The organism is Pseudomonas sp. ICMP 561 (genome assembly GCF_002699985.1).
Taxonomy (GTDB): Bacteria; Pseudomonadota; Gammaproteobacteria; order Pseudomonadales; family Pseudomonadaceae; genus Aquipseudomonas; species Aquipseudomonas quasicaspiana.
This window is the reverse complement of record NZ_LKBT01000001.1, coordinates 192,988-217,411: the sequence shown is the minus strand read 5'-3', so window position 1 is coordinate 217,411 and position 24,424 is coordinate 192,988. Positions and strand designations below refer to the sequence as shown.

At 57.3% G+C, this 24,424-nt stretch carries 27 protein-coding genes; 15 read left to right on the top strand and 12 right to left on the bottom strand.

Going from position 1 to position 24,424, the window contains the following annotated elements; genetic code table 11:
• Nucleotides 1–644 precede the first annotated feature (644 nt).
• The gene (locus AO242_RS01000) at nt 645–968 is read right to left on the bottom strand and encodes an EscU/YscU/HrcU family type III secretion system export apparatus switch protein (RefSeq protein ID WP_027898021.1); all 324 of its coding nucleotides are present in this window, start codon (nt 966–968) and stop codon (nt 645–647) included.
• Nucleotides 968–2,605: a flagellar hook-length control protein FliK gene (fliK, locus tag AO242_RS00995; protein ID WP_099267342.1), complete on the bottom strand. Its 1,638-nt coding sequence runs from the start codon at nt 2,603–2,605 to the stop codon at nt 968–970. The genes AO242_RS01000 and fliK overlap by 1 nt, the downstream gene beginning before the upstream one ends.
• A 192-nt stretch (nt 2,606–2,797) precedes the next feature.
• Here fliK and ccmA point away from each other — a divergent pair, with 192 nt between their 5' ends.
• The 11 genes from ccmA to AO242_RS00940 all read left to right on the top strand — a co-directional run bounded on the left by ccmA (nt 2,798) and on the right by AO242_RS00940 (nt 11,269).
• Entirely contained in the window at nt 2,798–3,439 is a 642-nt protein-coding gene (gene ccmA / locus AO242_RS00990) for a cytochrome c biogenesis heme-transporting ATPase CcmA (protein ID WP_099267341.1), read from the top strand.
• Nucleotides 3,436–4,107, top strand: a complete 672-nt coding sequence (ccmB, locus tag AO242_RS00985; RefSeq protein WP_099267512.1) for a heme exporter protein CcmB — start codon at nt 3,436–3,438, stop codon at nt 4,105–4,107. Before ccmA ends, ccmB begins: the two co-directional genes overlap by 4 nt.
• A gap of 84 nt (nt 4,108–4,191) precedes the next feature.
• Complete coding sequence (locus tag AO242_RS00980; RefSeq protein WP_027898025.1) at nt 4,192–4,989, top strand: heme ABC transporter permease; 798 nt, start codon at nt 4,192–4,194, stop codon at nt 4,987–4,989.
• Nucleotides 4,986–5,162 (top strand): heme exporter protein CcmD, encoded by a 177-nt coding sequence (gene ccmD, locus AO242_RS00975; RefSeq protein ID WP_027898026.1) that lies wholly within the window; start codon nt 4,986–4,988, stop codon nt 5,160–5,162. The genes AO242_RS00980 and ccmD overlap by 4 nt, the downstream gene beginning before the upstream one ends.
• Nucleotides 5,159–5,623, top strand: coding sequence for a cytochrome c maturation protein CcmE (gene ccmE / locus AO242_RS00970; RefSeq protein WP_027898027.1), 465 nt, complete (start codon nt 5,159–5,161; stop codon nt 5,621–5,623). Before ccmD ends, ccmE begins: the two co-directional genes overlap by 4 nt.
• 2 nt (nt 5,624–5,625) lie before the next feature.
• On the top strand, nt 5,626–7,596 hold the full coding sequence (locus AO242_RS00965; RefSeq protein WP_027898028.1) for a heme lyase CcmF/NrfE family subunit: 1,971 nt from the start codon (nt 5,626–5,628) through the stop codon (nt 7,594–7,596).
• Nucleotides 7,593–8,129, top strand: coding sequence for a DsbE family thiol:disulfide interchange protein (locus AO242_RS00960; RefSeq protein ID WP_099267340.1), 537 nt, complete (start codon nt 7,593–7,595; stop codon nt 8,127–8,129). Before AO242_RS00965 ends, AO242_RS00960 begins: the two co-directional genes overlap by 4 nt.
• On the top strand, nt 8,126–8,596 hold the full coding sequence (locus tag AO242_RS00955; RefSeq protein ID WP_099267339.1) for a cytochrome c-type biogenesis protein: 471 nt from the start codon (nt 8,126–8,128) through the stop codon (nt 8,594–8,596). The genes AO242_RS00960 and AO242_RS00955 overlap by 4 nt, the downstream gene beginning before the upstream one ends.
• The gene (gene ccmI / locus AO242_RS00950) at nt 8,593–9,798 is read left to right on the top strand and encodes a c-type cytochrome biogenesis protein CcmI (protein ID WP_099267338.1); all 1,206 of its coding nucleotides are present in this window, start codon (nt 8,593–8,595) and stop codon (nt 9,796–9,798) included. The genes AO242_RS00955 and ccmI overlap by 4 nt, the downstream gene beginning before the upstream one ends.
• Before the next feature lie 11 nt (nt 9,799–9,809).
• Nucleotides 9,810–10,214, top strand: coding sequence for a hypothetical protein (locus AO242_RS00945; protein ID WP_099267337.1), 405 nt, complete (start codon nt 9,810–9,812; stop codon nt 10,212–10,214).
• 833 nt (nt 10,215–11,047) lie between these two features.
• Nucleotides 11,048–11,269: a DUF6124 family protein gene (locus AO242_RS00940; protein WP_099267336.1), complete on the top strand. Its 222-nt coding sequence runs from the start codon at nt 11,048–11,050 to the stop codon at nt 11,267–11,269.
• Between the two features lie 160 nt (nt 11,270–11,429).
• Here the strand turns inward: AO242_RS00940 and AO242_RS00935 are convergent, their stop codons facing one another.
• From AO242_RS00935 to AO242_RS00920, 4 genes are all read right to left on the bottom strand, one after another.
• Nucleotides 11,430–12,428: a sulfate ABC transporter substrate-binding protein gene (locus tag AO242_RS00935; protein ID WP_099267335.1), complete on the bottom strand. Its 999-nt coding sequence runs from the start codon at nt 12,426–12,428 to the stop codon at nt 11,430–11,432.
• A gap of 126 nt (nt 12,429–12,554) precedes the next feature.
• Nucleotides 12,555–13,388, bottom strand: coding sequence for an ion transporter (locus AO242_RS00930; protein WP_099267334.1), 834 nt, complete (start codon nt 13,386–13,388; stop codon nt 12,555–12,557).
• Between the two features lie 241 nt (nt 13,389–13,629).
• Nucleotides 13,630–15,261 carry a methyl-accepting chemotaxis protein gene (locus AO242_RS00925; protein WP_027902395.1) on the bottom strand — a complete coding sequence of 544 codons (1,632 nt, stop codon included), beginning with the start codon at nt 15,259–15,261 and terminating at the stop codon, nt 13,630–13,632.
• 493 nt (nt 15,262–15,754) lie between these two features.
• Nucleotides 15,755–16,366, bottom strand: a complete 612-nt coding sequence (locus tag AO242_RS00920) for a TetR/AcrR family transcriptional regulator (RefSeq protein WP_099267333.1) — start codon at nt 16,364–16,366, stop codon at nt 15,755–15,757.
• A gap of 168 nt (nt 16,367–16,534) precedes the next feature.
• Here AO242_RS00920 and AO242_RS00915 point away from each other — a divergent pair, with 168 nt between their 5' ends.
• Complete coding sequence (locus AO242_RS00915) at nt 16,535–17,443, top strand: DUF808 domain-containing protein (protein ID WP_099267332.1); 909 nt, start codon at nt 16,535–16,537, stop codon at nt 17,441–17,443.
• A 16-nt stretch (nt 17,444–17,459) separates the two neighbouring features.
• Entirely contained in the window at nt 17,460–17,675 is a 216-nt protein-coding gene (locus AO242_RS00910; RefSeq protein WP_027902392.1) for a hypothetical protein, read from the top strand.
• Nucleotides 17,676–17,962: 287 nt separating this feature from the next.
• Here the strand turns inward: AO242_RS00910 and AO242_RS00905 are convergent, their stop codons facing one another.
• Nucleotides 17,963–18,748, bottom strand: a complete 786-nt coding sequence (locus AO242_RS00905) for an outer membrane protein OmpK (protein ID WP_027902391.1) — start codon at nt 18,746–18,748, stop codon at nt 17,963–17,965.
• 14 nt (nt 18,749–18,762) lie between these two features.
• Between AO242_RS00905 and AO242_RS29240 the strand changes: the two genes are divergently transcribed.
• Nucleotides 18,763–18,966, top strand: coding sequence for a hypothetical protein (locus tag AO242_RS29240; protein ID WP_141562168.1), 204 nt, complete (start codon nt 18,763–18,765; stop codon nt 18,964–18,966).
• A gap of 231 nt (nt 18,967–19,197) precedes the next feature.
• Here AO242_RS29240 and AO242_RS00900 read toward each other — a convergent pair whose 3' ends face one another.
• From AO242_RS00900 to puuE, 5 genes are all read right to left on the bottom strand, one after another.
• Entirely contained in the window at nt 19,198–20,487 is a 1,290-nt protein-coding gene (locus AO242_RS00900; protein WP_099267331.1) for a urate hydroxylase PuuD, read from the bottom strand.
• A gap of 43 nt (nt 20,488–20,530) precedes the next feature.
• On the bottom strand, nt 20,531–21,034 hold the full coding sequence (locus AO242_RS00895; protein ID WP_027897924.1) for an ureidoglycolate lyase: 504 nt from the start codon (nt 21,032–21,034) through the stop codon (nt 20,531–20,533).
• Nucleotides 21,035–21,170: 136 nt separating this feature from the next.
• Nucleotides 21,171–22,166 carry an allantoicase gene (gene alc, locus AO242_RS00890; RefSeq protein WP_099267330.1) on the bottom strand — a complete coding sequence of 332 codons (996 nt, stop codon included), beginning with the start codon at nt 22,164–22,166 and terminating at the stop codon, nt 21,171–21,173.
• A gap of 42 nt (nt 22,167–22,208) precedes the next feature.
• Nucleotides 22,209–22,724: a 2-oxo-4-hydroxy-4-carboxy-5-ureidoimidazoline decarboxylase gene (gene uraD, locus AO242_RS00885; RefSeq protein WP_099267329.1), complete on the bottom strand. Its 516-nt coding sequence runs from the start codon at nt 22,722–22,724 to the stop codon at nt 22,209–22,211.
• Nucleotides 22,721–23,650, bottom strand: a complete 930-nt coding sequence (puuE, locus tag AO242_RS00880; protein WP_099267328.1) for an allantoinase PuuE — start codon at nt 23,648–23,650, stop codon at nt 22,721–22,723. Before puuE ends, uraD begins: the two co-directional genes overlap by 4 nt.
• 349 nt (nt 23,651–23,999) lie before the next feature.
• Between puuE and uraH the strand changes: the two genes are divergently transcribed.
• Entirely contained in the window at nt 24,000–24,353 is a 354-nt protein-coding gene (gene uraH, locus AO242_RS00875) for a hydroxyisourate hydrolase (protein ID WP_099267327.1), read from the top strand.
• Nucleotides 24,354–24,424: the final 71 nt, after the last annotated feature.

Below are 24,424 nucleotides of genomic sequence, written 5' to 3'. Positions count from 1 at the left end.
CCGCCGCGCTGTTGATTTTGATCTGAGGCGCCCCGTTAAATCACGCTGGCCGAACGCAGATTCTGAAGCGTGGGCAACCCGGCAGGACGCCGGGTTAGCCGCATTGGGCCATGGATGGCCCATTGCGGCGGCCCACGGTTCAGGATCTGCGGGCGGGTACACCGAGCGACAGCGAGGTGCCGAGTGTTGGGGCAAGAGCGTTTTGCTTACTCCCGCCGAACGGTAGGAGCGAACTTGTTCGCGAGACGTCCCGACAGCCAACGCATTCTTCGTATGACACACCGAATCGCAGCCTTCGGCAGCTCCTACCGAATATCGGTAAGTTCACGCATCAGGTCGGCTATCAGGCCGCCGCGCTGTTGATTTTGATCTGAGGCGCCCCGTTAATCACGCTGGCCGAACGCAGATTCTGAAGCGTGGGCAACCCGGCAGGACGCCGGGTTAGCCGCATTGGGCCATGGATGGCCCATTGCGGCGGCCCACGGTTCAGGATCTGCGGGCGGGTACACCGAGCGACAGCGAGGTGCCGAGTGTTGAGGCAAGAGCGTTTTGCTTACTTTTGCGCTTCACAAAAGTGAGGCGCCGTAAGGGCGCAACCAATACCAGCCTTCACCCCAAGAACGGATATGTACACAAAAGTAGCTTCACCACTTAGGCGTAATATCCCGCTCCACCGGCGGTGCATCCGGATCCTGGCCCACCGGAAACTTGCCCTTCAAATGCCATGCAAAAGCAATGATCTCCGCAATGGTCCGATACAGCGGCTCTGGAATGCTGTCGCCCAGCTCCATACGCGCCAGTAACTTGACCAGCTCGGCGTTCTCGTAGATCGGTACTTCATACTCACGGGCAATGGCCAGAATAGCTTCGGCCAACTGATCGTCACCTTTGGCGCTCAGAGTCGGCGTGTGCGTACCGTCGTAAGTCAGCGCGATCGCCTGGCGCGGGTTTTGGTCGGGTTTGCTCATCAGGCGTTCTCGTCGATCCAGCGTTGTTGAAGGGTAGTGCGCGGTCCTTGATGGGGCACGCCCTGACTGCAAGCCAACTCACCGACTTCAAGGCCGGAGGCGATCAACCGCTCGCGCAAATACCCGAGTTCATTGCTGATCAGGGCAGCACTGTCAGCGCGTTCGGCCCACAGCTGGCTCGACAACTTGCCACGGTGCAATTGCGCCTGAACCTGAAGTGCGCCAAGGGGCGTCAGATCGAAGGCCAGGTCGATCTTCCAGAGTTTCTCCCGTACGTCCTTCGGCTCGCTGTCGTCCTTCTCCTGATTGCTGTCTTTTTCCGGCATGTCTTCGCGCTGTATCTTGACCTGCATCGGCACGATGTCCTGGCCGTTGCGCATCGGGATTTCCAGTTGCCAAGCGGTCACTTGAGTACCGTCAGCGTTGGTCCGGGTCTGCTCCAGGCTACCCAACTGATGACTCTGCACGCGTGAAACGGCTGCGGCAGCGAGTTTCAGCAGAATCTCCAGGTCATCCTCTTTGCCGCTCTTGATCGCTCGCGAGGGCAGCGGGAAATGGACTGGCAATGGCGGTGGCGCGACCAGTCCCATAGTGCCCAGCGCGCTACGCAATACACCGGGCATGGTTCGGGCCAGCATGTTGGAGGCGGCGGCAGCGTCATAGCTGGTGTTGGCGGGCAAGCCGGGCAGCAACTGCGCGATGAGTTGCATCAGGTTGGCCTTCATGTCTGGCATCGCCATCGGGTTCATTCCCGAGAGCAGCTTTGCCTCCATGAACAGGCCGCTGGCGTTGATCGCCTGGGCGACGACGCGGGGATTGCTCATCTGCTCCATGTCCGGCAAGTCCGCCAGCAACTGCTGAATGCTCGCTTGCAACGGTGTTGAGGGCGCAGACGATGTAGAAGGAGGGGGTTGAAGGTTGCGCAGCGCATTGATCAGCACGTCCAGCGAACCCTGACGGTTTTGCTGAGTGGTGAGTTGCTGGGTCACCGCCAATTGATCAAGGTTGCTGGGCAGCGGCACGAAATTGAGCGACTGGCTGCCCTGCACCTGGGCGCTCAGCAATGAGCCGGGGCGCAACGGCTGAGGGCTTTCGATGCTCAGGCTGGTGCCCGCCAAGGCCGTATTAAGCAGAACCACAATGGATTTATACAGGGCTGGCTGTGCGGCGGATTGTGTACCAGGTTGCGCCGTCCCCAAGCCGGTCAATTGATTCACGGCATCAGCCACGACCTGAGTCGTCAGCACCCGCGCCTGCAGCAATGTGCCTTGCGGTAACTTTTCAGTGTCGATGCTGGTCTGCAGGTTATTCAATGCAGTGTTGACCTGTTGCAAGGTCATGGTCAGCGCATTGGGGGACGCTTGCGAGATTGAGAGCGTAGTGCCCGGCGTGAGGGGCAGGGGGCTGGTTACACTGACGCTGGTCTGTAGACCATTACCCAACGCGATCTTGATCAGTAACTGAAAATTCTGTTGCAGTTGCTTGAGGGTGATCACCTCGGCAGCGACAGTCTCGCCCGGCTTTATAAGGTTTTCCATCGGCTGGAGGAGTTGAAGCACTTGCGCCGGGGAGAGGCCTGCGCGGCCCAGAGCGGCAGCGGCGGTAGTCGGTTGAAGGCTGGTGATGTCACCTGTCATGGAATCGCGACCTGTTGAAAATGCCCTCTTGTGGCGGACATGCCATGTATAATGCGGCCCGCTGTGGCAGCCACCGATACAAATGAAGTTGCCAATGTAACGGCCGTTTCAAAGCTGACTTGAACAGCCATTTCCTCAGACCGCATTTTCCGCGCTGTGTTCTGATGCGACTATGCGGCACCGGGACCTCTGATGACTCCTTCTGTACCTTTTCTGCAAGCCATTGATCTGGCGTGCGAGCGCGACTGGCGAATGCTTTTCGAGCACCTCGACGTGCACGTAAACGCTGGCGACATGCTGCAGATCAGTGGTCCTAATGGCAGCGGCAAGACCAGTCTTTTGCGCCTGCTCTGCGGACTCATGCAGCCGACTGCGGGCCAGGTGCTTGTCAACGGCTTGCCGTTGAGCGAACAACGAATCCAGCTGGCCCGTAATCTGCTCTGGATCGGCCATGCGGCGGGCATCAAGGATTTGCTGACCCCGGTGGAAAACCTCGCCTGGCTGAGTGCGCTGCATCGTCCGGTTGAATCAGCGGCTATCTGGCAGGCTCTTGAAGCCGTCGGTCTTGCAGGGTTCGAAGACGTCCCGTGTCACACATTGTCGGCCGGGCAACAGCGACGGGTCGCGCTCGCGCGCTTGTATCTGGACAGCCCGCCGGTCTGGATCCTCGACGAACCTTTCACGGCGCTGGACAAGCAAGGCGTCGCGCAACTGGAGGAACATCTGGCCGGGCATTGCGAGCGGGGCGGCATGATTGTGTTGACCACTCACCACACCTTGAGCCGAACACCGGCCGGTTATCGCGATATTGATCTGGGGCAATGGGCCGTATGATTCATGTGTTTACCCTGTTGATCGCACGCGAGGCACGCTTGTTGTTCAGGCGTCCCGCCGAACTGGCCAACCCGTTGGTGTTCTTTGCGATTGTCATTGCGCTGTTCCCGTTGGCGGTCGGTCCGGAGACGCAACTGTTGCAAACCTTGTCGCCGGGATTAGTCTGGGTAGCGGCTCTGTTATCGGTGCTGCTCTCGCTGGACGGCCTGTTCCGTAGCGATTTCGAGGACGGCTCTCTGGAGCAATGGGTGCTTTCCTCGCACTCTCTGGCGATGCTGGTGCTGGCCAAAGTGCTGGCTCATTGGACCTTTTCCGGGCTGGCACTGGTATTGTTGGCGCCGCTGCTGGCACTGATGCTGGGTTTGCCCACTCAGTGCCTGCCGGTGTTGTTACTGTCATTGCTGTTGGGGACGCCGGTATTGAGTCTGCTCGGTGCGGTCGGCGCGGCATTGACGGTGGGTCTGAAGCGTGGCGGTTTGTTACTGGCCCTGTTGATTCTGCCGTTGTACATCCCGGTCCTGATTCTGGGAAGTGGCGCGCTGCAAGCGGCACTGCAAGGTATGCCTGCGACGGGTTACCTGCTCTGGCTCGGCAGCCTGACCGCGCTTGCGGTTACCCTGACCCCCTTTGCAATAGCGGCTGGCCTGAAGATCAGCGTCGGCGAATAAATGAGGTTCTGCCTGAATGACTCTTTTAGTCAGCAGCAAGCCCGAGCGACACCGTGAGAAGGCAGTTTGATGAAAGGCAGCGTGATGAAAGACAACGCTAAACGCGGGTTGAGCTGGGCGTGGTTCCACAAGCTCGGTTCCCCTAAATGGTTCTACGGCATCAGTGGGCGTCTGCTGCCCTGGCTGAGTATCGCCGCAGTGTTGCTGATCGGCATCGGCGTCGTCTGGGGCCTGGCCTTCGCGCCACCGGATTACCAGCAGGGCAACAGCTTTCGCATCATCTATATCCATGTTCCGGCCGCCATGCTCGCCCAGTCCTGCTACGTGATGCTGGCGGTCTGCGGCGTGGTCGGGCTGGTGTGGAAAATGAAACTCGCCGACGTCGCGCTGCAAAGTGCTGCGCCTATTGGTGCCTGGATGACGGCGTTGGCGCTGATCAGCGGGGCTATCTGGGGCAAGCCCACCTGGGGCTCGTGGTGGGTCTGGGATGCGCGCCTTACCTCGATGCTGATTTTGCTGTTCCTTTATCTGGGCCTGATCGCCCTCAGCAACGCCATCAGCAACCGCGACAGCGCCGCCAAGGCCTGTGCAGTGCTGGCCATTGTCGGGGTGATCAATATTCCGATCATCAAATACTCGGTGGAGTGGTGGAACACCCTTCATCAGGGCGCCACATTCAGCCTCACCGAAAAACCGGCGATGCCTGCGGAAATGTGGCTGCCGCTCCTGTTTACGGTACTGGGTTTCTATTGCTTCTTCGGCGCGATCGTTTTGCTGCGCATGCGCCTTGAGGTGCTCAAGCGTGAAGCCCGGGCCAGTTGGGTCAAGGCCGAAGTGCTCAAATCCCTGGGGCAGCCGCCGGTGAAGGGAGAGGCACCATGAAATTTGATTCATTCGGCGAATTTCTGGCCATGGGTCATCATGGTCTGTTCGTCTGGTCGGCCTATGGCATCTGTTTTGTGGTGCTGGCGATCAATGTGGCGTTGCCGTTGCTGGCACGTCGGCGTTACCTGCAACAAGAGGCGCGTCGCCTGCGCTGGGAGAAACAGAAGTGAATCCGCTGCGTAAAAAGCGCCTGTTGATCATCGTGGCGATCCTCGCCGGTGTCAGCATCGCCGTGACACTGGCCTTGAGTGCCTTGAAAGAAAACATCAACCTGTTCTACACCCCGACCCAGATTGCCAATGGCGAAGCGCCGCTGGATACGCGGATTCGTGCGGGCGGCATGGTGGAAAAAGGCTCCTTGCAGCGCTCTCCGGACTCGCTGGACGTGAAATTCATCGTCACCGATTTCAACAAGGCCGTAACCATTACCTACCGTGGCATCCTGCCGGACCTGTTCCGCGAAGGGCAGGGCATTGTTGCCCTTGGCAAGCTCGGTGCAGATGGCGTGGTCGTCGCCGATGAAGTGCTGGCCAAGCACGATGAGAAGTACATGCCGCCGGAAGTCACCAAGGCGCTCAAGGAAAGCGGTCAACCCGCCCCGATCTCTTCAACACCATCGAAGCAGGGCTGATCATGATTCCTGAACTCGGCCATCTGGCCATGATTCTGGCGCTTTGCTTCGCCGTCGTGCAGGCCAGCGTGCCGTTGATTGGCGCCTGGCGTGGCGACCGCCTGTGGATGGGCCTCGCACAACCCGCTGCCTGGGGGCAATTCAGCTTTCTGGTCTTCGCCTTCGGCTGTCTGACCTACGCGTTCATGGCCGACGATTTTTCCGTGGCCTATGTCGCCGAAAACTCCAACAGCGCGTTGCCCTGGTACTACAAGTTCAGCGCCGTATGGGGCGCGCATGAAGGCTCGCTGCTGCTCTGGGCATTGATTCTCGGTGCCTGGACGTTCGCTGTTTCGATATTTTCCCGTCAGTTACCGCAAGTGATGCTTGCCCGGGTGCTGGCCGTCATGGGCATGATCAGCGTCGGCTTCATGCTGTTCCTGATTCTGACCTCCAACCCGTTCTCCCGCATTCTGCCGCAAGTGCCCGCCAACGGCCGCGACCTGAATCCGCTGCTGCAAGACATTGGGCTGATCGTCCATCCGCCGATGCTTTACATGGGCTATGTCGGTTTCTCGGTGGCGTTCGCGTTTGCCATTGCCGCGTTGCTGGGCGGGCGGCTCGATGCCGCATGGGCGCGCTGGTCACGTCCGTGGACCATCGTCGCCTGGGCATTCCTCGGTGTCGGCATTACCTTGGGCTCATGGTGGGCGTATTACGAACTCGGCTGGGGCGGCTGGTGGTTCTGGGATCCGGTGGAAAACGCCTCGTTCATGCCATGGCTGGTCGGCACTGCGTTGATACATTCGCTGGCTGTGACCGAAAAACGTGGTGTGTTCAAAAGCTGGACGGTACTGCTCGCCATCGCTGCATTTTCTCTGAGCCTGCTGGGGACATTCCTGGTTCGCTCCGGCGTGCTGACGTCGGTGCATGCCTTCGCCTCTGATCCGGAGCGCGGCGTTTTCATCCTGATTTTCCTGCTGTTCGTGGTCGGCGGTTCGCTGACACTGTTTGCCTTCCGCGCGCCAGTGGTCAAAAGCCACGTTGGCTTCGGCCTGTGGTCCCGGGAAACCCTGCTGCTGGGCAACAACCTGGTGCTGGTGGTCGCCGCATCGATGATTCTGCTCGGTACCTTGTATCCACTGGTACTCGATGCCATGAGTGGCGCGAAGATGTCGGTAGGCCCGCCGTATTTCAACGCGCTGTTTGTGCCCTTGATGGGCTTGCTCATGGCGGTCATGGCCATTGGTGTGTTGGTGCGCTGGAAAGACACTCCGGTCAAATGGCTGGCAAGCATGCTCGCGCCGGTGCTGATCGGCAGCGCCGTACTGGCGGTGATCGCCGGTTTCGCCATGGATGATTTCCACTGGGCCGTGATGGCGACTTTCATGCTGGCTGCCTGGGTGTTCCTGGCAGGTGTCCGCGACCTGCTGGACAAGACCCGCCACAAAGGTTTGATCAAAGGCTCACGCAGTCTGACCCGCAGTTACTGGGGGATGCAGCTCGCTCATATCGGCATCGCGGTGTGCGCCCTCGGCGTGGTGTTATCCAGCCAAAACAGTGCCGAACGTGATCTGCGTCTATCGCCGGGCGAATCCATGGAACTGGGTGGTTATACGTTCGTGTTCGAGGGTGCCCGGCATTATCAGGGGCCAAATTTCACCTCTGATCGCGGCACCGTGCGCGTACTTGAAGGCGACAAGCAAGTGACCATCCTGCACCCTGAAAAACGTCTCTACACCGTGCAGCAGTCGATGATGACCGAAGCCGGGATCGACGCTGGTTTCACCCGTGACCTGTATGTGGCCATGGGCGAGCCGTTGGGCGATGGCGCCTGGGCCGTGCGGGTCCACGTCAAACCGTTCGTGCGCTGGATCTGGTTCGGTGGCTTGATCACCGGCTTGGGCGGCGTGCTGGCGGCGATGGACAAGCGCTATCGGGTCAAAGTGAAAAGTAAGGTGCGTGATGCCTTGGGCATGGAGGCCGCGGTATGAGGCGCTGGGTCATGCTATTGCCGCTGGTGCTGTTTCTTGGCGTCGCGGTGTTTCTGTATCGCGGTTTGTATCTGAATCCGGCCGAGCTGCCCTCGGCGTTGATTGACAAACCATTTCCGGAGTTTTCTCTGCGGGATGTGCAAAGCGACCGGATCATCACCCGTGCTGATCTGCTGGGCAAACCGGCACTGGTCAACATCTGGGGCACTTGGTGTGTCGCCTGCCGGGTCGAGCATCCAGTGCTGAACAAGCTGGCGCAGCAGGGGGTGGTGATCTACGGCGTCAACTACAAGGACATCAACGCTGATGCCTTGAAGTGGCTCAAGGATTTTCATAACCCGTATCAGATGAACATTCGTGATGACGAAGGCAGCCTGGGCTTGAACCTCGGCGTCTATGGCGCACCGGAAACCTTCCTGATCGACAGCAAGGGCATCATTCGTCACAAGTTTGTCGGTGTCGTGGATGAAACCGTATGGCGTGAAAAACTCGCTGGCTTGTATCAGGGCCTTGTGGATGAGGCGCGTCAATGAAGCGTTTACTCGCCGCAGTGGTTTTCAGCCTTGGCATTGTCAGCGTGGCGCATGCCGCCATCGATGCTTACGAGTTTCGTGATGACGCCGAACGCGCGCGATATGCCGAGCTAACCAAAGAGCTGCGCTGCCCCAAATGCCAGAATCAGGACATTGCCGATTCAAACGCCCCCATCGCGGCAGACCTGCGCAAAGAGATTTTCCGCATGCTCGGCGAAGGGCAGAGCAATCAGCAGATCATCGACTTCATGGTTGATCGCTACGGCGACTTCGTGCGCTACAAGCCTGCGTTGAGCGCCAAAACCTGGCTGTTGTGGTTTGGGCCTGCCGGGTTGCTGATCGGTGGCCTGGTGGTGATTGGTGTGATCGTCGTGCGTCGTCGTGGCCAGGGTCGCGAGGAAACCGATGTGCTTTCCGACGAGGAGCGTCAGCGCCTCGCAAATCTGCTGGATAAGAACCGCGAATGATTGATTTCTGGCTAGCCGCTGGCCTGCTGTTGCTGGTGGCCATGAGTTTTTTGCTGATCCCCGTGCTGCGTGGCCGTCGCGCGCAAAGTGAAGAAGACCGCACCGCGCTCAACGTTGCCTTGTATCAGGAGCGGGTCGCAGAGTTGCAAGGTCAGCAGGAGGAGGGCGTACTGACCTCGACGCAAATGGACAGCGGGCGCGCAGAAGCTGTCCGTGAGTTGCTGGCAGACACAGAGGGGGCTGAACCGCTGCGGACCTCGCGCCTGGGCAAAACTTTGCCACTGCTGATTGCGTTTCTGGTGCCATTAATGGGGATCGGTCTTTATCTGCATTTTGGGGCCAGTGACAAGGTTGAGCTGACTCGCGAATTCGCTCAGCCTCCTGGCTCGATTGCCGAGATGACCAATCGCCTGGAGCGTGCCGTTAAAGCCCAGCCGGATTCGGCTGAGGGGGTGTACTTCCTGGCCCGCACCTACATGGCTCAGGATCGCCCGGCTGACGCTGCTGCAATGTTCGAACGAGCCGTCGCGCTGGCAGGTCGTCAGCCCGAACTGCTCGGTCAGTGGGCGCAAGCGCTGTACTTCGCCAGTGACAAGAAATTCAGCCCTCAGGTACAAGCCTTGACTAATGAGGCGTTGCAGGGCGATCCCAAGGAAGTCACCAGCCTTGGCTTGTTAGGGATTGCTGCTTTTGAAAGCCAGCATTATCAACAAGCCGTTGATTACTGGAAGCGCCTGTTGGCTGTGCTGCCTGCGCAGGATCCATCCCGGCAAGCACTGGAAGGCGGCATTGCCCGCGCCACTGAAAAGCTCGCCGAAAGCGGTGGCAAGGTTGAACAGCCTGCCGCAGTGGTGAATAAAACCGCATCTATCAAAGTGCGTGTCACTCTGGCTGCTGACCTGAAAGCCAAAGTAGCGCCGGGTGATAGCGTATTCATCTTCGCCCGCGCGGTAGGCGGCCCTCCTGCACCATTGGCAGTCAAGCGAGTGACGGTGGCAGACTTGCCCATTGAAGTCGAACTGGGCGATGCGGACGCGATGATGCCGCAACTGAAACTGTCGAACTTTCCGGAAGTCCAACTCGTGGCACGGATATCCCGCGCAGGTCAGCCGACCACCGGTGAGTGGATCGGCCGCAGCAAGCCGCTGGCGAGCAACACCACGGTCTTGCAGGCACTGACCATCGACAGCCCTGATCAGTAGAGAGCACGCTTATGTACCGCGCAGCCGCACGTATTACGTTACTGGGTCTGGTTATGGGCTTGAGCGCCTGTGCGGTCCAGCCCACCGGACCGCGCAGCCAGGAACCGATCCCGACGCTGCCTGGTAAATCCCAACCCGGTACGCCGAGCACGCCAACACCCACGCCGACTCCGAAAGCACCTGCAGCAGGTCCAAAAACCTCCAGCAACTTCGCCCCGCCACCGGGTGGCAACAGCCACTGGGATGCAAAACTGGGCGTGCACGTTCTGGACGATGAAACAGACACCTTCTACCGCCAGCGCACCTACTACCGCTGGAACAACGGCTGGACATGGTCCACTGGCCGCAATGGGCCATGGCAGGAAACGGATTCGAGTGGTGTGCCGGCGGGGTTGGGTAAGCAATTCGGGAATTGAAGCGGATCCAGTTCCCCTCAAGGAAACTGTAACTACCTGATTGGAATCATTTTTCACCTGTAGGAGCGCGCTTGCCCGCGATTGCGTCAGTACAGGCGGGATATTCATTCACTGACAGGTTGAATCGCGGAAAACGCTTTTATCAAACAAAGCATAAATCACTGAATAGCTGCGATTTTTATGTGGAAGAGGTGCTTGCCCGCGATAAAGGCACCTCGATGCAACCGAGAATTGCATTCAGCCATATCGCGGGTAAGCCTCGCACAGGACCACGCAGTCCCGTAGGACCGGCTTTAGCCGGGAGGAAGTCGGGGTGTTCGCTAAATTTTCTTTGGCGACATACCGCTCTCCCGGCTAAAGCCGGTCCTACAAGATCAAGGGCACGCTTGCAGGCAACCATAGAATCTTCCACAGCGTCGTGATCGAACCGCGGACTGTAGGCAATCATCAACGACTAGCCTTTGCCCCGCGACTGCGTGTATGAAGCTTCTAAAAAGCGTTTTGCAGGCTCTGGCCGCATAACACGGCAGGAATTCTCTCTTTCTCTTGAGTGAAGTTTCCGAGACAATCCCGGCCACTTGTGTCTCCCCGTTCAGGCCACTAAGGTTCATCGGTCCCCGAAAAGTCGGTGACCGGGTTTAGTAGCCCGCGACGTGGAAGCACAATCCTCCTGATTCAGGCGTTTTCAGACGCTTGAGCTTAATGGCGGCTGTGCTCAGGGCACCTTCGGGTGCGCCGGTCCAACGTCCCGGTCTACTAACCTGCGCACAGCTGCCACCCTATCGTTTAGTAGCGATGTCGGCAGCTTCCCTTGACGTTGGAGTTCTCAAAAAATGCCACATCTCTTACCCATGCCTCATTCAGATCTGGAAGAGGCCCTTGGTCATGCTTCCAATTTGCTGCAATGTGCAGCCGCAACAGCGTACGAAAGCGGTGACAGACTGACTGGTTCGGACCGCCATCTTGCATTGTCAGTGGTACATCTTATCGATATGGCCAAGACGGTGATTGATCATTCGTTGATCAGGTTGGAACAATTGCCCGAGGCGAATTAGCTGGACGAATTCATTCTCTTTAGTGGTGTGATACACAGGCGGTAGTTGTGTTGATCTGGACCCTGAGCGAACGCATGGCATATGGATAACGCTGTCCTGCTAGCAGCAAAAACGAAACGGCGACCCGAAGGTCGCCGTTTTTCATTTCAAACCAGCCCAATCACTTGCCGGTATAAATCTGATCAAAAACCCCGCCATCAGCAAAGTGGGTTTTCTGCACGGTGCGCCAGTCGCCAAAGGTCTTCTCTACCGGGAGGAAATCAACTTTCGGGAAGCGGTCGGTGTATTTGGCCAGTACTGCTGGATCGCGAGGACGAAGGTAGTTGTTGGCAGCGATTTCCTGACCTTCCGGGGACCACAGGTATTTCAGGTATTCCTCGGCGGCGGCGCGGCTGTTTTTCTTGTCGACAACTTTATCTACCACGCTCACCGGCGGTTCGGCTTCTGCGGATACGCTCGGGTAGACCACTTCGAACTGATCACGGCCGAATTCACGGGCGATCATTTCTGCTTCGTTTTCAAAGGTGATCAGCACGTCGCCAATCTGGTTGGTCATGAAGGTGGTGGTTGCGCCACGGCCACCGGTATCCAGCACGGGTACGTGTTTGAACAGGTTGCCGACGAATTGCTTGGCAGCGGCTTCATCACCGCCGTTTTTCAGGGTATAGCCCCACGCCGACAGGTAGGTGTAGCGGCCGTTACCGGAAGTTTTCGGGTTAGGTACGATAACTTCCACGCCGTCCTTGACCAGGTCGTTCCAGTCTTTCAAGGCTTTTGGGTTGCCCTTGCGGACGATAAACACGGTGGCCGAAGTGAACGGCGCACTGTTGTTCGGCAGACGCGTCACCCAATTGTCAGGGACCAGTTTGCCGTTATCCGCCAGGGCATTGATGTCGGTAGCCATGTTCATGGTGATCACGTCAGCCGGTAGGCCATCGATGACCGAGCGGGCTTGCTTGCTGGAGCCGCCGAAGGACATCTGCACAGTGATGTTTTCCTTGTGCTCGTCCTGCCAGTGCTTCTGGAACGCAGCGTTGTAGTCCTTGTAGAAGTCACGCATTACGTCATACGACACGTTGAGCAGGGTCGGGGCGGCCTGGGCCGCGCTGCCGAAAGCCAGGCCAGCGGCGAGTAACGAAGCGGCGAAAAGTTTGTTCACTGCGCAATTCCTTTTTTGGATGTACCGACATTGATGACCAGATGTTGATGGCCAGATGTTCATGGCATAGTGCCCGCGACTATAGCCGCGCAGCTACACGCTCTTAAAGACTTAAAAGGCATTTGCTTATGCCTTGTTTTCAACACGCGGGAAAAGCGCATTGCCACAGCGCGAACAAAACGCGGCACCGTGTTCGTGACTGTTCTTCGAACAGACCGGGCAATCATGTTTCAGCTGTTCGCCCCGCATGGCCGTGGCGAGTTCTGCAGTGAAGATCCCGGTGGGAACCGCGATGATTGAATAACCGGTAATCATCACCAGTGCCGAGAGCATTTGGCCGACCGCGGTTCTGGGCACGATATCGCCATAGCCCACAGTCGTCAGGGTCACGATCGCCCAATAGATGCCTTTCGGGATGCTGGTAAAACCATGTTCGGGACCCTCGATCACGTACATCAGCGTGCCGAACACCACCACTAGCGTAGACACAGTCAGCAAAAACACGATGATCTTCTGCTTGCTGCCGCGCAGCGCCGAAAGCAGGTAATTGGCCTGCTTCAGGTATGGGCTGAGTTTGAGCACCCGGAAAATTCGCAACATGCGGACGACGCGCACAATAAGCAGGTACTGCGCGTCGGTGTAATAGATTGCGAGGATGCCGGGCACGATGGCCAGCAAGTCCACCAGGCCATAGAAGCTAAAGGCGTATTTCAGAGGTTGCGGAGAGCAGTAGAGTCGCAGAACGTATTCAACGATGAATATGGCGGTGAAGCCCCATTCCGCATACGCCAACCAGTCACCGTAATTGGCGTGTACCGCAGGAATGCTGTCGAGAACCACCACAATCAGGCTGCAAAGGATAACCACGAGTAACGTTTTGTCGAAGCGTCGTCCGGCAGGCGTATCGTTCTGGAAGATAACAATGCGTAACTGTTCGCGGCGACTGATGGTGTTGTCCATGGTGCATTCCGAATTCAAGATCGGAGCAGTCTACGCAAATTTGAGGGGCTGGATTGCACTGTTGTATTGGGAGCGCGCTTTCCCGTAGGACCGGCTTTAGCCGGGAGGGTGTCGGGATATTCGCTAAATTTTCTTCGGCAGATACACCGCTCTCCCGGCTAAAGCCGGTCCTACAAGATCAAGATCAAGATCAAGCTTGCAGGCAGACCTGGAGTCCCCCCGCAGGTTTGCAAGCCCGCCACTAAACCCGGAACTGCCTCAATAGCCCATTCAAGTGTTCACTCATTTCCCGTAAGTGCACGCTTGCCCCTGTGGACTGTTCCGCTGCGATGGCGGTGCTCTGGGACAGTTGCGCCGCCTGGGTGACGTTCTGGTTGATGTCCTCTACTACATGGGATTGCTGCAGAGTCGCGCTGGCAATCGAGGCGTTGAGGCTGTTGAGGTTGCGCAGGGCCTGACTGATCGACGTCAGGCTTTGCCCGGCCTGATTGGCTTGCTCGATGGTCAGTTGCGATGAGCGACTGCTGTCGGCGATGACTTTCACCGCTGCGTCAGAGTGAGTCTGCAAGCGTTCGATCATGCTCTGAATTTCTGCTGTCGACTTCTGTGTGCGCTGGGCCAGCAAGCGAACTTCATCGGCCACCACAGCAAAGCCGCGACCCTGTTCACCGGCTCGCGCCGCTTCGATAGCTGCGTTCAGGGCCAGCAGGTTGGTCTGTTCGGCAATCGAGCTGATCACCTCAAGTACGCCGCCGATTTGCGTGCTTTCCGAAGACAGCGTGCGAATCACTTCCACCGCCTGATTGATCGTGCCGGAGAGGTGATCGATCTGGCGCAGGCTGCTGTCGATGTTGACTTGACCCTGATGCGCCTGAGATTCGGCGTCGCGCATTTCGTTGGCGGCGTGCTCGGCATTTTTGGCCACGTCTTGTACGCCGTAGGTCACTTCGTTGACGGCGGTCGCCACCAGTTCCATTTGTTGCGATTGTTGCTGGCTACGCGCCTGGGCCTGTTCGGCATTGATGCCCAGATCCGAGGAGGCTTTTTCCAGGCCGTTGGCTGACGCCTGAAGCTGTAAGACGACACCGCGCAGCTTGGCTGTGAAGGCGTTGAAATGCCTTGCCAGTTGCGTGACTTCATCGTTGCCTTGAGTTTCCAGAGAGCGGGTCAGATCGCTTTCGCCACTGGCGATGTCGGCCATGGCCTGCACGGAGTCGCGAAGAGGGCGGACGATGCTGCGTGCAATCATGATGACCAGCAGCACCATGATCACGATGATTGCCAGGCTGAACAAGGCAGCATTGATCGTCTGTTGCTGGAATTCTGCTTTCACGTCATCGACGTACACACCGGAGCCGAGAATCCAGCCCCAGGGTGTGAACAGTTTTATGTAGGAAATTTTCTGGACGGGTTCACTGGCTCCCGGCTTGGGCCAGCGGTACTGAACCATGCCTGCGCCTTTCTCTTTGGCGACGGCAACCATTTCATTGAAGACCGCGAAACCGTCCGGATCCTTGATCGCTGAAAGGTCCTGACCGACCAGCTTGGCGTTCATGGGGTGCATGATCATCACTGGACGCATATCGTTGATCCAGAAGTAATCGTCCTTGTTGTAGCGCATGCCGCGAATGGCATCCAGTGCCTGTTTCTGCGCGACCTCACGGGTCAGCGTCCCAGCAGTTTCCAGGCCCTGGTAGTAATCCAGGATGCCACTGGCGCTCTGTACCACGTGCATGGTCTTTTCAGCCTTGGCGGCGTAAAGGTCCGTGTGCACTTGCTTGAGCATGGCGGCTGTCAGGATAAACAGCATCAACACGGAAACGACGAGGATCAGCCAGAGTCTTCGGCTGATGGATAAGCTGCGCATTGTCATGACCGGTTGCTCCGTCTTATTTTTTATTGTGTAGAGCGCTGTGCGCCGTGAGATTCACATTGAAGTCGGTCTCGCTTCGATAATAGCCTTTTGACACCCGTCGTCTAGCCCATCGCTACTAAAGTGGGTGTCGGCGCTGAAAGGATAAACCTGAGTGAGCGGCAGGAGATTTCTCCAAATGTTGTGCGGTATAGCGAAAGGCTTACATGAGGAAGGGAGTTTCGCTCTATGAGCTGTCACATTTGAGCGGTAGATTGGATCCATCACCGCAGCGAAGGAAGCGCTTCGGGATCAGGGATGATCGACCATCGCCAGGACGGCTACTGACAGGATGTCGGAATGGTCATACAAAAAACCCGCTTCGGCGGGTTTTTTGTTGTCTGCGAGAAATGGCGTTGTCTTGCATACAACCCTTTGTAGGAGCTGCCGAAGGGTGCGAACAGCAGTGTGTCAGGAGCAGTGCCTTCGCAGCCTTCGGCAGCTCCTGCAAGAACTATTCAATATCCGGAGCGCAGCCTTTGAGCACCAGTCGAATGATTGTCTGGGTCGCAGCTTCGTAATCACTGTCTTCCAGCTTCGCCTTGCCGGTCACCGTCGATATCTGCCAGTCGAAGTCGGCATAGGTCTGGGTCGCGGCCCAGATCGTGAACATCAAGTGATGCGGGTCGATGGGCGCCATCAGGCCCTTGTCGATCCAGCCCTGAATACAATCGATATTGTGTTTGGCCTGCCCGTTGAGCTGTTCGACCTGCTCCGGCGAGAGGTGCGGCGCACCGTGCATGATTTCGCTGGCGAACACCTTGGAGGCAAACGGCAGGTCGCGGGAAATCACAATCTTCGAACGGATATAGGCGCTGAGCACCTCGGCGGGTACGCCCTCGCGATTGAAGGGAGTGGAAGCGCGAAGGATCGGCTCGATAATACTTTCGAGCACTTCGCGGTAAAGGTTTTCCTTGGATTTGAAGTAGTAGTAGACATTGGGCTTGGGCACACCAGCCTTGGCAGCGATATCGCTGGTTTTGCTGGCCGCGAAGCCTTTGTCGGCGAACTCTTCACTGGCGGCACGCAGGATCAGCTCTTTGTTGCGCTCGCGAATACTGCTCATAAACCAGAGGTTTCCTTGCCCGGTCGGCGGTCGCGCATGGTAGCACCCGCCTCAAGAACGCCTCAACATCGGACAACGACTCTGGCCGCGCTGTGCTTCAATGGCCGCCGCGTGGCATCAATTGTGCTGCGCTATCGAACTTAAATGACGTATTCAAGGATATTGATTGTGGCTGCTGGAAGCTTGCTTACCCTTTTGGATGACATCGCGACGCTGTTGGATGATGTCTCTCTGGCCGCAAAGAAAACCGCTGGCGTGCTGGGCGATGATCTGGCGCTGAATGCGCAACAGGTGACAGGGGTGTCCGCCGACCGTGAATTGCCGGTGGTCTGGGCGGTGGCGAAGGGATCTTTGATCAATAAGGCAATCCTGGTACCGGCAGCGTTGTTGATCAGTGCGTTTGCACCCTGGGCGATTCTGCCTTTGTTGATGATCGGCGGTGCCTACCTGTGTTTCGAAGGCTTTGAGAAGATTGCTCACAAATGGCTACACCCCGAAACCGAACAACAGCGTCAGCAACGGCGGGAGGCCGCAACCGACAAGAATGTCGACATGGTTGCGTTCGAAAAAGATAGGGTCAAAGGTGCGATTCGCACTGACTTCATCCTCTCGGCAGAAATCATCGTACTGGCGCTTGGCGTCGTGTCCACCCGGCCCTTTCTGGATCAGGTCGGCGTGTTGGTTATCGTCGCGGTACTGATCACTGTCGGTGTATATGGTCTGGTGGCGGGCATCGTGAAGCTGGACGATCTAGGCCTTTATCTGAAGAAAAGCGCCAAGTCGGCTGTTCAAGGTATCGGTTCAGGGTTGTTGTGGCTGGCACCGGTATTGATGAAAATCCTTTCCATCGTCGGGACTGCAGCGATGTTTATGGTCGGCGGCGGTATCCTCACCCACGGTGTACCGGTCGCTCATCACTGGATCGAAGGCGTAACAGAACAGGCGGCGCAAACGGTCGGCGGTTTTTCGATGGTTGTGCCTACTCTGCTGGACGCGGTCGCCGGTATCATTGCCGGTGCGTTGGTCCTGTTGCTGGTCACGGTAGCGGGGAAAGTCTGGAAACTAATCAGGGCCTGATGGCTGGTCGACTTGAATGAATAGCCCACTGTTTTCCAGTGTTGTTGCGTACGCCCAGCAATGTGAGCGGCAGTTGGTCGAGATCCTGCATTTGCGGCCCAATCTGGATCGCAAGCAGGTTTCGGCCTGGGTCGATGAACAGAGTCACGCGCAAACCGAGAGTGATCCTTTGGAGTTGCTGCGTGCGATCAACTCGAAAGTGCGGGCGGGTAAGCCGTTGCCGTGGGAGTAGATAGGCAACATTCTGAGCTCACGAGATTCCTGTGGGAGATTCTATGTTTGCCTGCAAGCATGATCTTGTAGGACCGGCTTTAGCCGGGAGAGCGGTGTTTCTGTCTAAGGATATTTAGCGAATGTCCCGACGCCCTCCCGGCTAAAGCGCAGCGCCGCCCGGCCGGTCCTACGGAATAGCGCGGTATATGTGCGAGGCTTGCCCGCGATGCATGAGACGCAGCCAGAAGACATACCGCGTTATCATTTATCGCGAGCAAGCTCACTCCTACAGATTTCGCAGGTTTATCAGAAGAACACTTTCACCAGCAAACTTGCGGTGTTCTGGTTGGTATCAAAGAACTTGGTGTCTTCAATACCGTATTTGTCTGACCAGTAATCGTACTCGATACCCACATACAGCTGACGCTCAGGCAAGTTGATGGCTTTGCCCAGGTCGTATTTGATTTGCGGGTTGAAGTGAACGTTGGATTTGTATTCGCCGTTGCGGTCGGACTTGTTGTCCACCACCCAGTCGATAAAGCCGTCGATCAGGATGTCGGACTTGCCTACAGGGATCGTGTAGGACCAGACCGGCGTGACCTGCCAGGCGCCGTAACCTGCACGATGACCGTCGGTGTAGCGCTTGTAGAAGTTCAACTGGAAGTAATCGAAGCCCGGAATGTTCAAATCAAAACCCGGACCAATCAGGTACGACTCGTTATCACCTTCACCAAACTCGTAAGTGGCCGCCAGCAATACATCGGAGATCGGGCCGAACTCGAATTTCTGACCAAAGATCTTGCCCATGGACAGGCGCGGGGAAATTTCACCGTAGTAGGTGTTATCACCGTTGGTGGCGTCGCCTTTGCCGTTGTAGAAGATCTTGTCGATGAACAGGAAGTTATCACCGTATTTCCAGCCGTCAGCGTGTTCAAAAGTGAACGTCTGCTGGTTTGACGGGTTGACTGTGAAGTCGCGCCCGTTGAGGTAAGTCAGGCTGTTGCTCTGCCATTGCAGCAGGCCGTCGGCCATGCTTTGTCCGGACGCCAGAAGACTGCCGGCAACTATCGCGCTGGAAATAATACGGTTCATTCAATGCTCCCCTGATGGATCGTGATGGTCTTTTTTTGGTGCTCTTTTTAGGCACTTTTCCGCGTTTAAAACATGTCTGTTTGGTCAGCTTTGACTACATAGCAAGAGCTGAGCCAATGCCGATTGAAAAGCGCACGAAAGTGCTGTCGGCTGCATCTTTAGCAGTCGATCGAGGCTTTTTTTCAGAAAACGTCACAGTTGACCGGTTGGTCAGTTAGTTGTCTGTTCAGTCAGCATTGCAACAGGGTGGGTTTTAACGCGGCGGCGGAGGATATGGGGTGCGGAAGTTTAGTGCAAGTGCTCTGGGACAGGGCAGGGCGAGCAATTGTGGGGCGTGTGTGGAAGTTTCATTGGCTTACTGTAGGAGCTGCCGAAGGCTGCGATGGCGGTTTATCAGGAAGATTGCCATCGCAGCCTTCGGCAGCTCCTACAGTTAGTTCGGCCAAAGATCAGTGGGTCTGCGCACCTGCAGTCACCCACGCTCCAATCAACTCCCTTTCCTGCTGAGTCATCTGGGTAATGTTGCCCAGTGGCATGATTTGCGAAGTTACGGCCTGGGCCTGAATGCGCGGGGCCATCTGCCTGATCTGTTCTGCGGTGTCGAACATCACGCCGGCAGGCGCAGCGCTGAACAGTTGGCTGGTAGGTTTGGCGGAGTGGCACACCGTGCAGCGTTCATGAATCACGCTCTGCACCTTGCCAAAGTCTACGCCTGGGCTGGCAGCGGCAACCTCGGCCACAGGTTCCGGAGGTGGGGCTGGCCGAACTTCGTCGTGGCGATAGCCGCCGACGGCGGTGCCCGGCAATGGCTGATATTCGATCTTCGCTGGCGCAGGTTTCGGCATTGGCGCAGGGCCAGTGACGTAAGCCAGGCAGATCATGCCCAGTGCGGCGACGGGCAGGGTCCAGGCAAACTTGTGGCTGTTGTGCCGCGTATTGAAGTAGTGACGGACCAGCACCGCCAACACGCCGATCCCGGCCAGGATCAGCCAGTTATACGCGCTGCCGTAAGTGCTCGGGAAATGGTTGCTGATCATGATGAACAGCACCGGCAAGGTGAAGTAGTTGTTGTGGCGCGAACGCAGCAAGCCTTTGGCGGGCAGCGATGGATCCGGTGTGCGGTTCTCGGCGATGGCGGCTACCAACGCACGCTGGGCGGGCATGATGATGCGGAAGACGTTGCCGACCATGATCGTGCCGATGATCGCGCCGACATGAAGGTAAGCGCCGCGACCGCTGAAGACTTTGCTGAAGCCATACGCCGCCGCGATAACCAGCACGAACAGAATCAGGCCGAGCAGAGCGGGGCGTTTGCCCAGCGCCGAATCGCAGAGAAAGCTGTAAACGAACCAGCCAACGAACAACGAACCCAACCCCAATGCCACGCCTTCCGGACCGGACAGGCTGCTGCCCGGTGCGAGCAGGTACAAGGTTGGATTGGTGTAGAACACCACACACAACAGGGCGACACCTGACAGCCAGGTGAAATACGCTTCCCATTTGAACCAGTGCAGGTTCTCGGGCATGGTCGGCGGCGCGAGTTTGTATTTTTCCAGGTGGTAGATGCCGCCACCGTGAATGGCCCATAAGTCTCCGGACAGACCATCGCGCGGGTTGACCCGGTTGAGGTTGTTCTCCAGCCAGACAAAGTAGAACGATGCGCCGATCCAGGCGATACCGACAATCATGTGAATCCAGCGCACGCTGAGATTCAGCCATTCCATCAGATGTGCTTCCACGGTATTACCTCAAGCCTGCGTCACTTGCCGGACGCTCAGGCTGCTACGGGTGGGGGTCGAGAACCAGCTTCTGGCTCTCAGCGAAAAAATGCTCATCGCAGTTATTGCCAGCTCCACTGCGATCAACCACCAGGAAGTCATCCCGCTTTTCGATCGTCAGCACCGGGTGGTGCCAGACGCCGCGATGGTAATTAACACCCTGCCTGCCGTTGGTCACGAAAGCGCGGGTCAGCTCTGAATCAGGTTCATCGCCAATGGGCGCGACCACGATTAGAAAAGGGTTGCCGAGCAGTGGCACAAACGCCTGGCTGCCCTGCGGATGGCGCTCCAGCATGCTGATGATCAAGGGCATCTGCAGCGCCTCGGCACGGAAAATACTGATGATCGCCTTGTCGTCCGGTGTAGCGGTTTGCACCTCGGCCAGACGATGAAAGCGCTGGGTCGAACCGTTGTTGATCATGAAGTGATCGCTGCCGTCGGTTTCGATGACATCTCCGAACGGGGCAAAAGCTTCTTTGGTCAACGGCTCGATGGTCAGTGTGCGCATGCTGGGTCTTCTGTTTGAATTCATTTGATTTGCTGTAGGAGCGACCGGGGTGGCGCTCCACCTTGCCCGCGATAAGGGCCGAAGGACCTTCGTTGTCTGACACACCGCAATCGCGGGCAAGCGCGCTCCTACAGGTTCAGCGTGAAACCTTACCCAACACCCGAAGACGACTCACGCCACCGTCCGGAAATACGTTCAACCGGATATGGGTGATCGGGCCCAGCGATTTGATCTGCTCGGCGAACTCGTGTTCGGCGTGCATGCTCAGTTTCTGGCTTGGCAGCAGTTCGCGCCAGAACAGGCTCTGAGTTTCGATCTGGCTGTCGGTGCCGCCTTTGACGAACGCGCCCTGGATCGAGCAACTGTCCGGATAGTTACCTTTGAAGTGCAGGGTATCAACCACGACTTTTTCCACTTCCCCCGCATGACCCAGGGCGATGATCACCCAGTCGTTGCCGGGGGTGCGACGACGTGCTGTTTCCCAGCCGTCGCCCATGTTCACGCCGCGACCCGGATTGAGAATGTTGCTCATGCTGCCGTAGTGTTCATCGGAGCATGCCAGAGCACGGCCACCGTTGAGCGCCGAGGCCAGATCGATCTGCTCGGATTCGCCCACCGCCGACCAGTCACGGAACGGCACGCCGTACACGCGCAGACGTGCAACGCCGCCATCAGGATAGATATTGAAACGCAGATGGCTGAAAGCCTGTTCAGCGTTGATTTCATGGTAGTGATGGCTGTCGCCGTTCAGCTCTACGGCGGACAGGATTTCAGTCCACTGAGTGTTCTCGTCCGGATCGCCGCTGGCCAGGAAGCACGCTTCCAGCGAGGCCGATGGCGGATAGTTACCGGTGAAGTAGGACGTGTCGATATCCACGCCCTTGATCGAGCCCGCCACACCCAGACGAATCACCGCACTGTCGTAACCCTCAAAACGCTTGCGACGCGACTCCCAGCCGTCCATCCACTTGCCGTTGTCGTCGAACACACCTTCTTTCCACACCGCAGGAGTGGGTTGGAACAGGCGGTTGGCATCGGCGAACCAGTCGTCAGTGACCGAAAGGATTTTGGTGCCCAGGCGCGCGTCGGCCAGGTTGACGAACTTCTCGAAGGGTGCGGCGTAAGCTTTCATTCTTTTAGGTCTGCCTTTTGATCAGTGGCCTGGGTAGGGCGGTTAGAGGGCTTGCAAACGAAACAGGGCAATCTTGTTGATCTCGGCCAGGGCGCAGGCGAATTCGGCGTCGACCGTATTATCGATGCGGGTCTCAAAGGCTGCGAGTATCTGGTGCCGGTTACTGCCTTTGACCGCCATGATGAACGGGAAGGAGAATCGGGCTTTATAAGCATCGTTGAGTTCGGTAAAGCGTTGAAACTCTTCAGGCGTGCACTGGTGAATACCGGCGCCGGCCTGTTCGCTGGTGCTGGCTTCGGTCAGTTGCCCTTGCACGGCGGCTTTACCGGCAAGGTCCGGGTGGGCGTTGATCAGTGCGAGCTGCTGCTCATGATCGGCGCCGAGCAGGATTTTGCTCATTCGCACATGCAGTGTCTCGATCTCGTCCAGCTCGTGGATTGACCCCTGGTCGTAAGCCGCTGCTGCGACCCATGGCGAATGCTCGTAGATATCAGCAAAAGTGGCAATGAACTCATCGCGGCTCAGTGTCGACGGCTTTAGTGTCGTGAAATGACTCACCGCGCAGTCTCCGGCTGATAGGGATGTTCGGCGTGCCAGTGGCGCGCGATGTCGACCCGGCGCGTAAACCAGACCTGCTCGTGGCTTTTGGCGTATTCGATAAAACGCTTCAGAGAGGCGAGCCGTGCCGGTCGACCGATCAGGCGGCAATGCAAACCGATGGAAAGCATCTTCGGCGCGTCTGCACCTTCGGCATACAGCACATCGAAGGCGTCTTTAAGGTACTGGAAAAACTGATCGCCATTGTTGAAACCCTGCACCTGGGTAAAGCGCATGTCGTTGGTGTCCAGCGTGTACGGGATCACCAGATGCGCCTTGCCGGTCGGGTTGTTCGGCTCCCAGTAGGGCAGGTCGTCGTCGTAGGTGTCGCAATCGTAGAGAAAGCCACCTTCTTCCATGACCAGACGCCGGGTGTTGGGCCCGGTGCGGCCGGTGTACCAGCCCAGCGGACGTTCGCCGGTAATCTCGGTGAGGATGCGGATCGCTTTGAGCATGTGCTCGCGTTCCTTGGCTTCGTCCATGTACTGATAGTCGATCCAGCGATAGCCGTGGCTGCAAATCTCATGACCGTCTGCGACCATGGCGCGGATCACATCCGGATGACGCTGGGCTGCCATGGCCACGGCAAAGATCGTCAGCGGAATATCGAATTGCTTGAACAGCTTGAGGATGCGCCATACGCCCGCGCGGCTGCCGTATTCATAGAGCGATTCCATGCTCATGTTACGCTCGCCTTGCAGCGGTTGAGCGGAGACCATCTCGGACAGGAATGCTTCGGACTCCTTGTCGCCATGCAGAATATTGCGCTCGCCGCCTTCCTCGTAATTAAGCACAAAGGACAGCGCAATACGCGCGTTGCCCGGCCAGCGTGGGTGGGGCGGGTTGCTGCCGTAACCGATCAGGTCGCGAGGGTAGTCAGCACTCACTGCAGTCTTCCTTTCATTCAAATAGTCCTGTGATGGGCAGATTGTATACAAAGTGATTTGAGGATTGTAACTACCATTTCCCATCCAGCTGGTTTCGAAACCTTGGTAGGAACACCTGCAAGAAACTTGCCTGACTGGTCAGGTTATCCACAAAAAAGCCATTCAATTCCTGAGGTCCCGATAAATCGGCGTCCATCAGAACAGAGGCTGTCACCGAGCTTTGCCAGCAGCATTTATTGTGTACAGATTTTCGTAAAAGTGTCTTAATTCGGCATCGTCTGGTCGCCTGCCTGCACTCATAGGGTGCGACTGCACACTCATTACTTTCATAACGGGGCATTGATTGGTCATGGGAAAATTGACGACGCATGTTTTGGACGCCGCTCATGGTTGCCCCGGCAGCTCCATCAAAATTCAGCTGTATCGGGTTCAAGACGAAGGCTTGGTATTGCTTGCCGACGCGGTGACCAACAGCGATGGCCGTTGCGATGCGCCTTTGTTGCACGGCGAAGATTACCGTTCCGGTGTCTACCAGTTGCAGTTCCATGTAGGTGACTATTATCGGGCGCGGGGCACACTGCTGGCAGAGCCGGCTTTTCTTGATGTGGTGGTGCTGCGGTTCGGGATTGATGCAGGGCAGGACCACTATCATGTGCCCCTGCTGGTTTCGCCCTACAGCTATTCGACCTATCGCGGCAGCTGACTGTTTTGTCAGCAATAGTTTTGTAAGCAATAGTTATGTAGTCACTTAGTCATTCGCAGATTCGGGACGCT

Bases quoted from the DNA above. Each gene is read 5' to 3' on its own strand.
- AO242_RS01000 (WP_027898021.1), bottom strand. From the start codon at position 968: ATGAGCAAACCCGACCAAAACCCGCGCCAGGCGATCGCGCTGACTTAC.
- fliK (WP_099267342.1), bottom strand. From the start codon at position 2,605: ATGACAGGTGACATCACCAGCCTTCAACCGACTACCGCCGCTGCCGCT.
- ccmA (WP_099267341.1), top strand. From the start codon at position 2,798: ATGACTCCTTCTGTACCTTTTCTGCAAGCCATTGATCTGGCGTGCGAG.
- ccmB (WP_099267512.1), top strand. From the start codon at position 3,436: ATGATTCATGTGTTTACCCTGTTGATCGCACGCGAGGCACGCTTGTTG.
- AO242_RS00980 (WP_027898025.1), top strand. From the start codon at position 4,192: ATGAAAGACAACGCTAAACGCGGGTTGAGCTGGGCGTGGTTCCACAAG.
- ccmD (WP_027898026.1), top strand. From the start codon at position 4,986: ATGAAATTTGATTCATTCGGCGAATTTCTGGCCATGGGTCATCATGGT.
- AO242_RS00965 (WP_027898028.1), top strand. From the start codon at position 5,626: ATGATTCCTGAACTCGGCCATCTGGCCATGATTCTGGCGCTTTGCTTC.
- AO242_RS00960 (WP_099267340.1), top strand. From the start codon at position 7,593: ATGAGGCGCTGGGTCATGCTATTGCCGCTGGTGCTGTTTCTTGGCGTC.
- AO242_RS00955 (WP_099267339.1), top strand. From the start codon at position 8,126: ATGAAGCGTTTACTCGCCGCAGTGGTTTTCAGCCTTGGCATTGTCAGC.
- ccmI (WP_099267338.1), top strand. From the start codon at position 8,593: ATGATTGATTTCTGGCTAGCCGCTGGCCTGCTGTTGCTGGTGGCCATG.
- AO242_RS00945 (WP_099267337.1), top strand. From the start codon at position 9,810: ATGTACCGCGCAGCCGCACGTATTACGTTACTGGGTCTGGTTATGGGC.
- AO242_RS00940 (WP_099267336.1), top strand. From the start codon at position 11,048: ATGCCACATCTCTTACCCATGCCTCATTCAGATCTGGAAGAGGCCCTT.
- AO242_RS00930 (WP_099267334.1), bottom strand. From the start codon at position 13,388: ATGGACAACACCATCAGTCGCCGCGAACAGTTACGCATTGTTATCTTC.
- AO242_RS00925 (WP_027902395.1), bottom strand. From the start codon at position 15,261: ATGACAATGCGCAGCTTATCCATCAGCCGAAGACTCTGGCTGATCCTC.
- AO242_RS00920 (WP_099267333.1), bottom strand. From the start codon at position 16,366: ATGAGCAGTATTCGCGAGCGCAACAAAGAGCTGATCCTGCGTGCCGCC.
- AO242_RS00910 (WP_027902392.1), top strand. From the start codon at position 17,460: ATGAATAGCCCACTGTTTTCCAGTGTTGTTGCGTACGCCCAGCAATGT.
- AO242_RS00905 (WP_027902391.1), bottom strand. From the start codon at position 18,748: ATGAACCGTATTATTTCCAGCGCGATAGTTGCCGGCAGTCTTCTGGCG.
- AO242_RS29240 (WP_141562168.1), top strand. From the start codon at position 18,763: ATGGATCGTGATGGTCTTTTTTTGGTGCTCTTTTTAGGCACTTTTCCG.
- AO242_RS00895 (WP_027897924.1), bottom strand. From the start codon at position 21,034: ATGCGCACACTGACCATCGAGCCGTTGACCAAAGAAGCTTTTGCCCCG.
- alc (WP_099267330.1), bottom strand. From the start codon at position 22,166: ATGAAAGCTTACGCCGCACCCTTCGAGAAGTTCGTCAACCTGGCCGAC.
- uraH (WP_099267327.1), top strand. From the start codon at position 24,000: ATGGGAAAATTGACGACGCATGTTTTGGACGCCGCTCATGGTTGCCCC.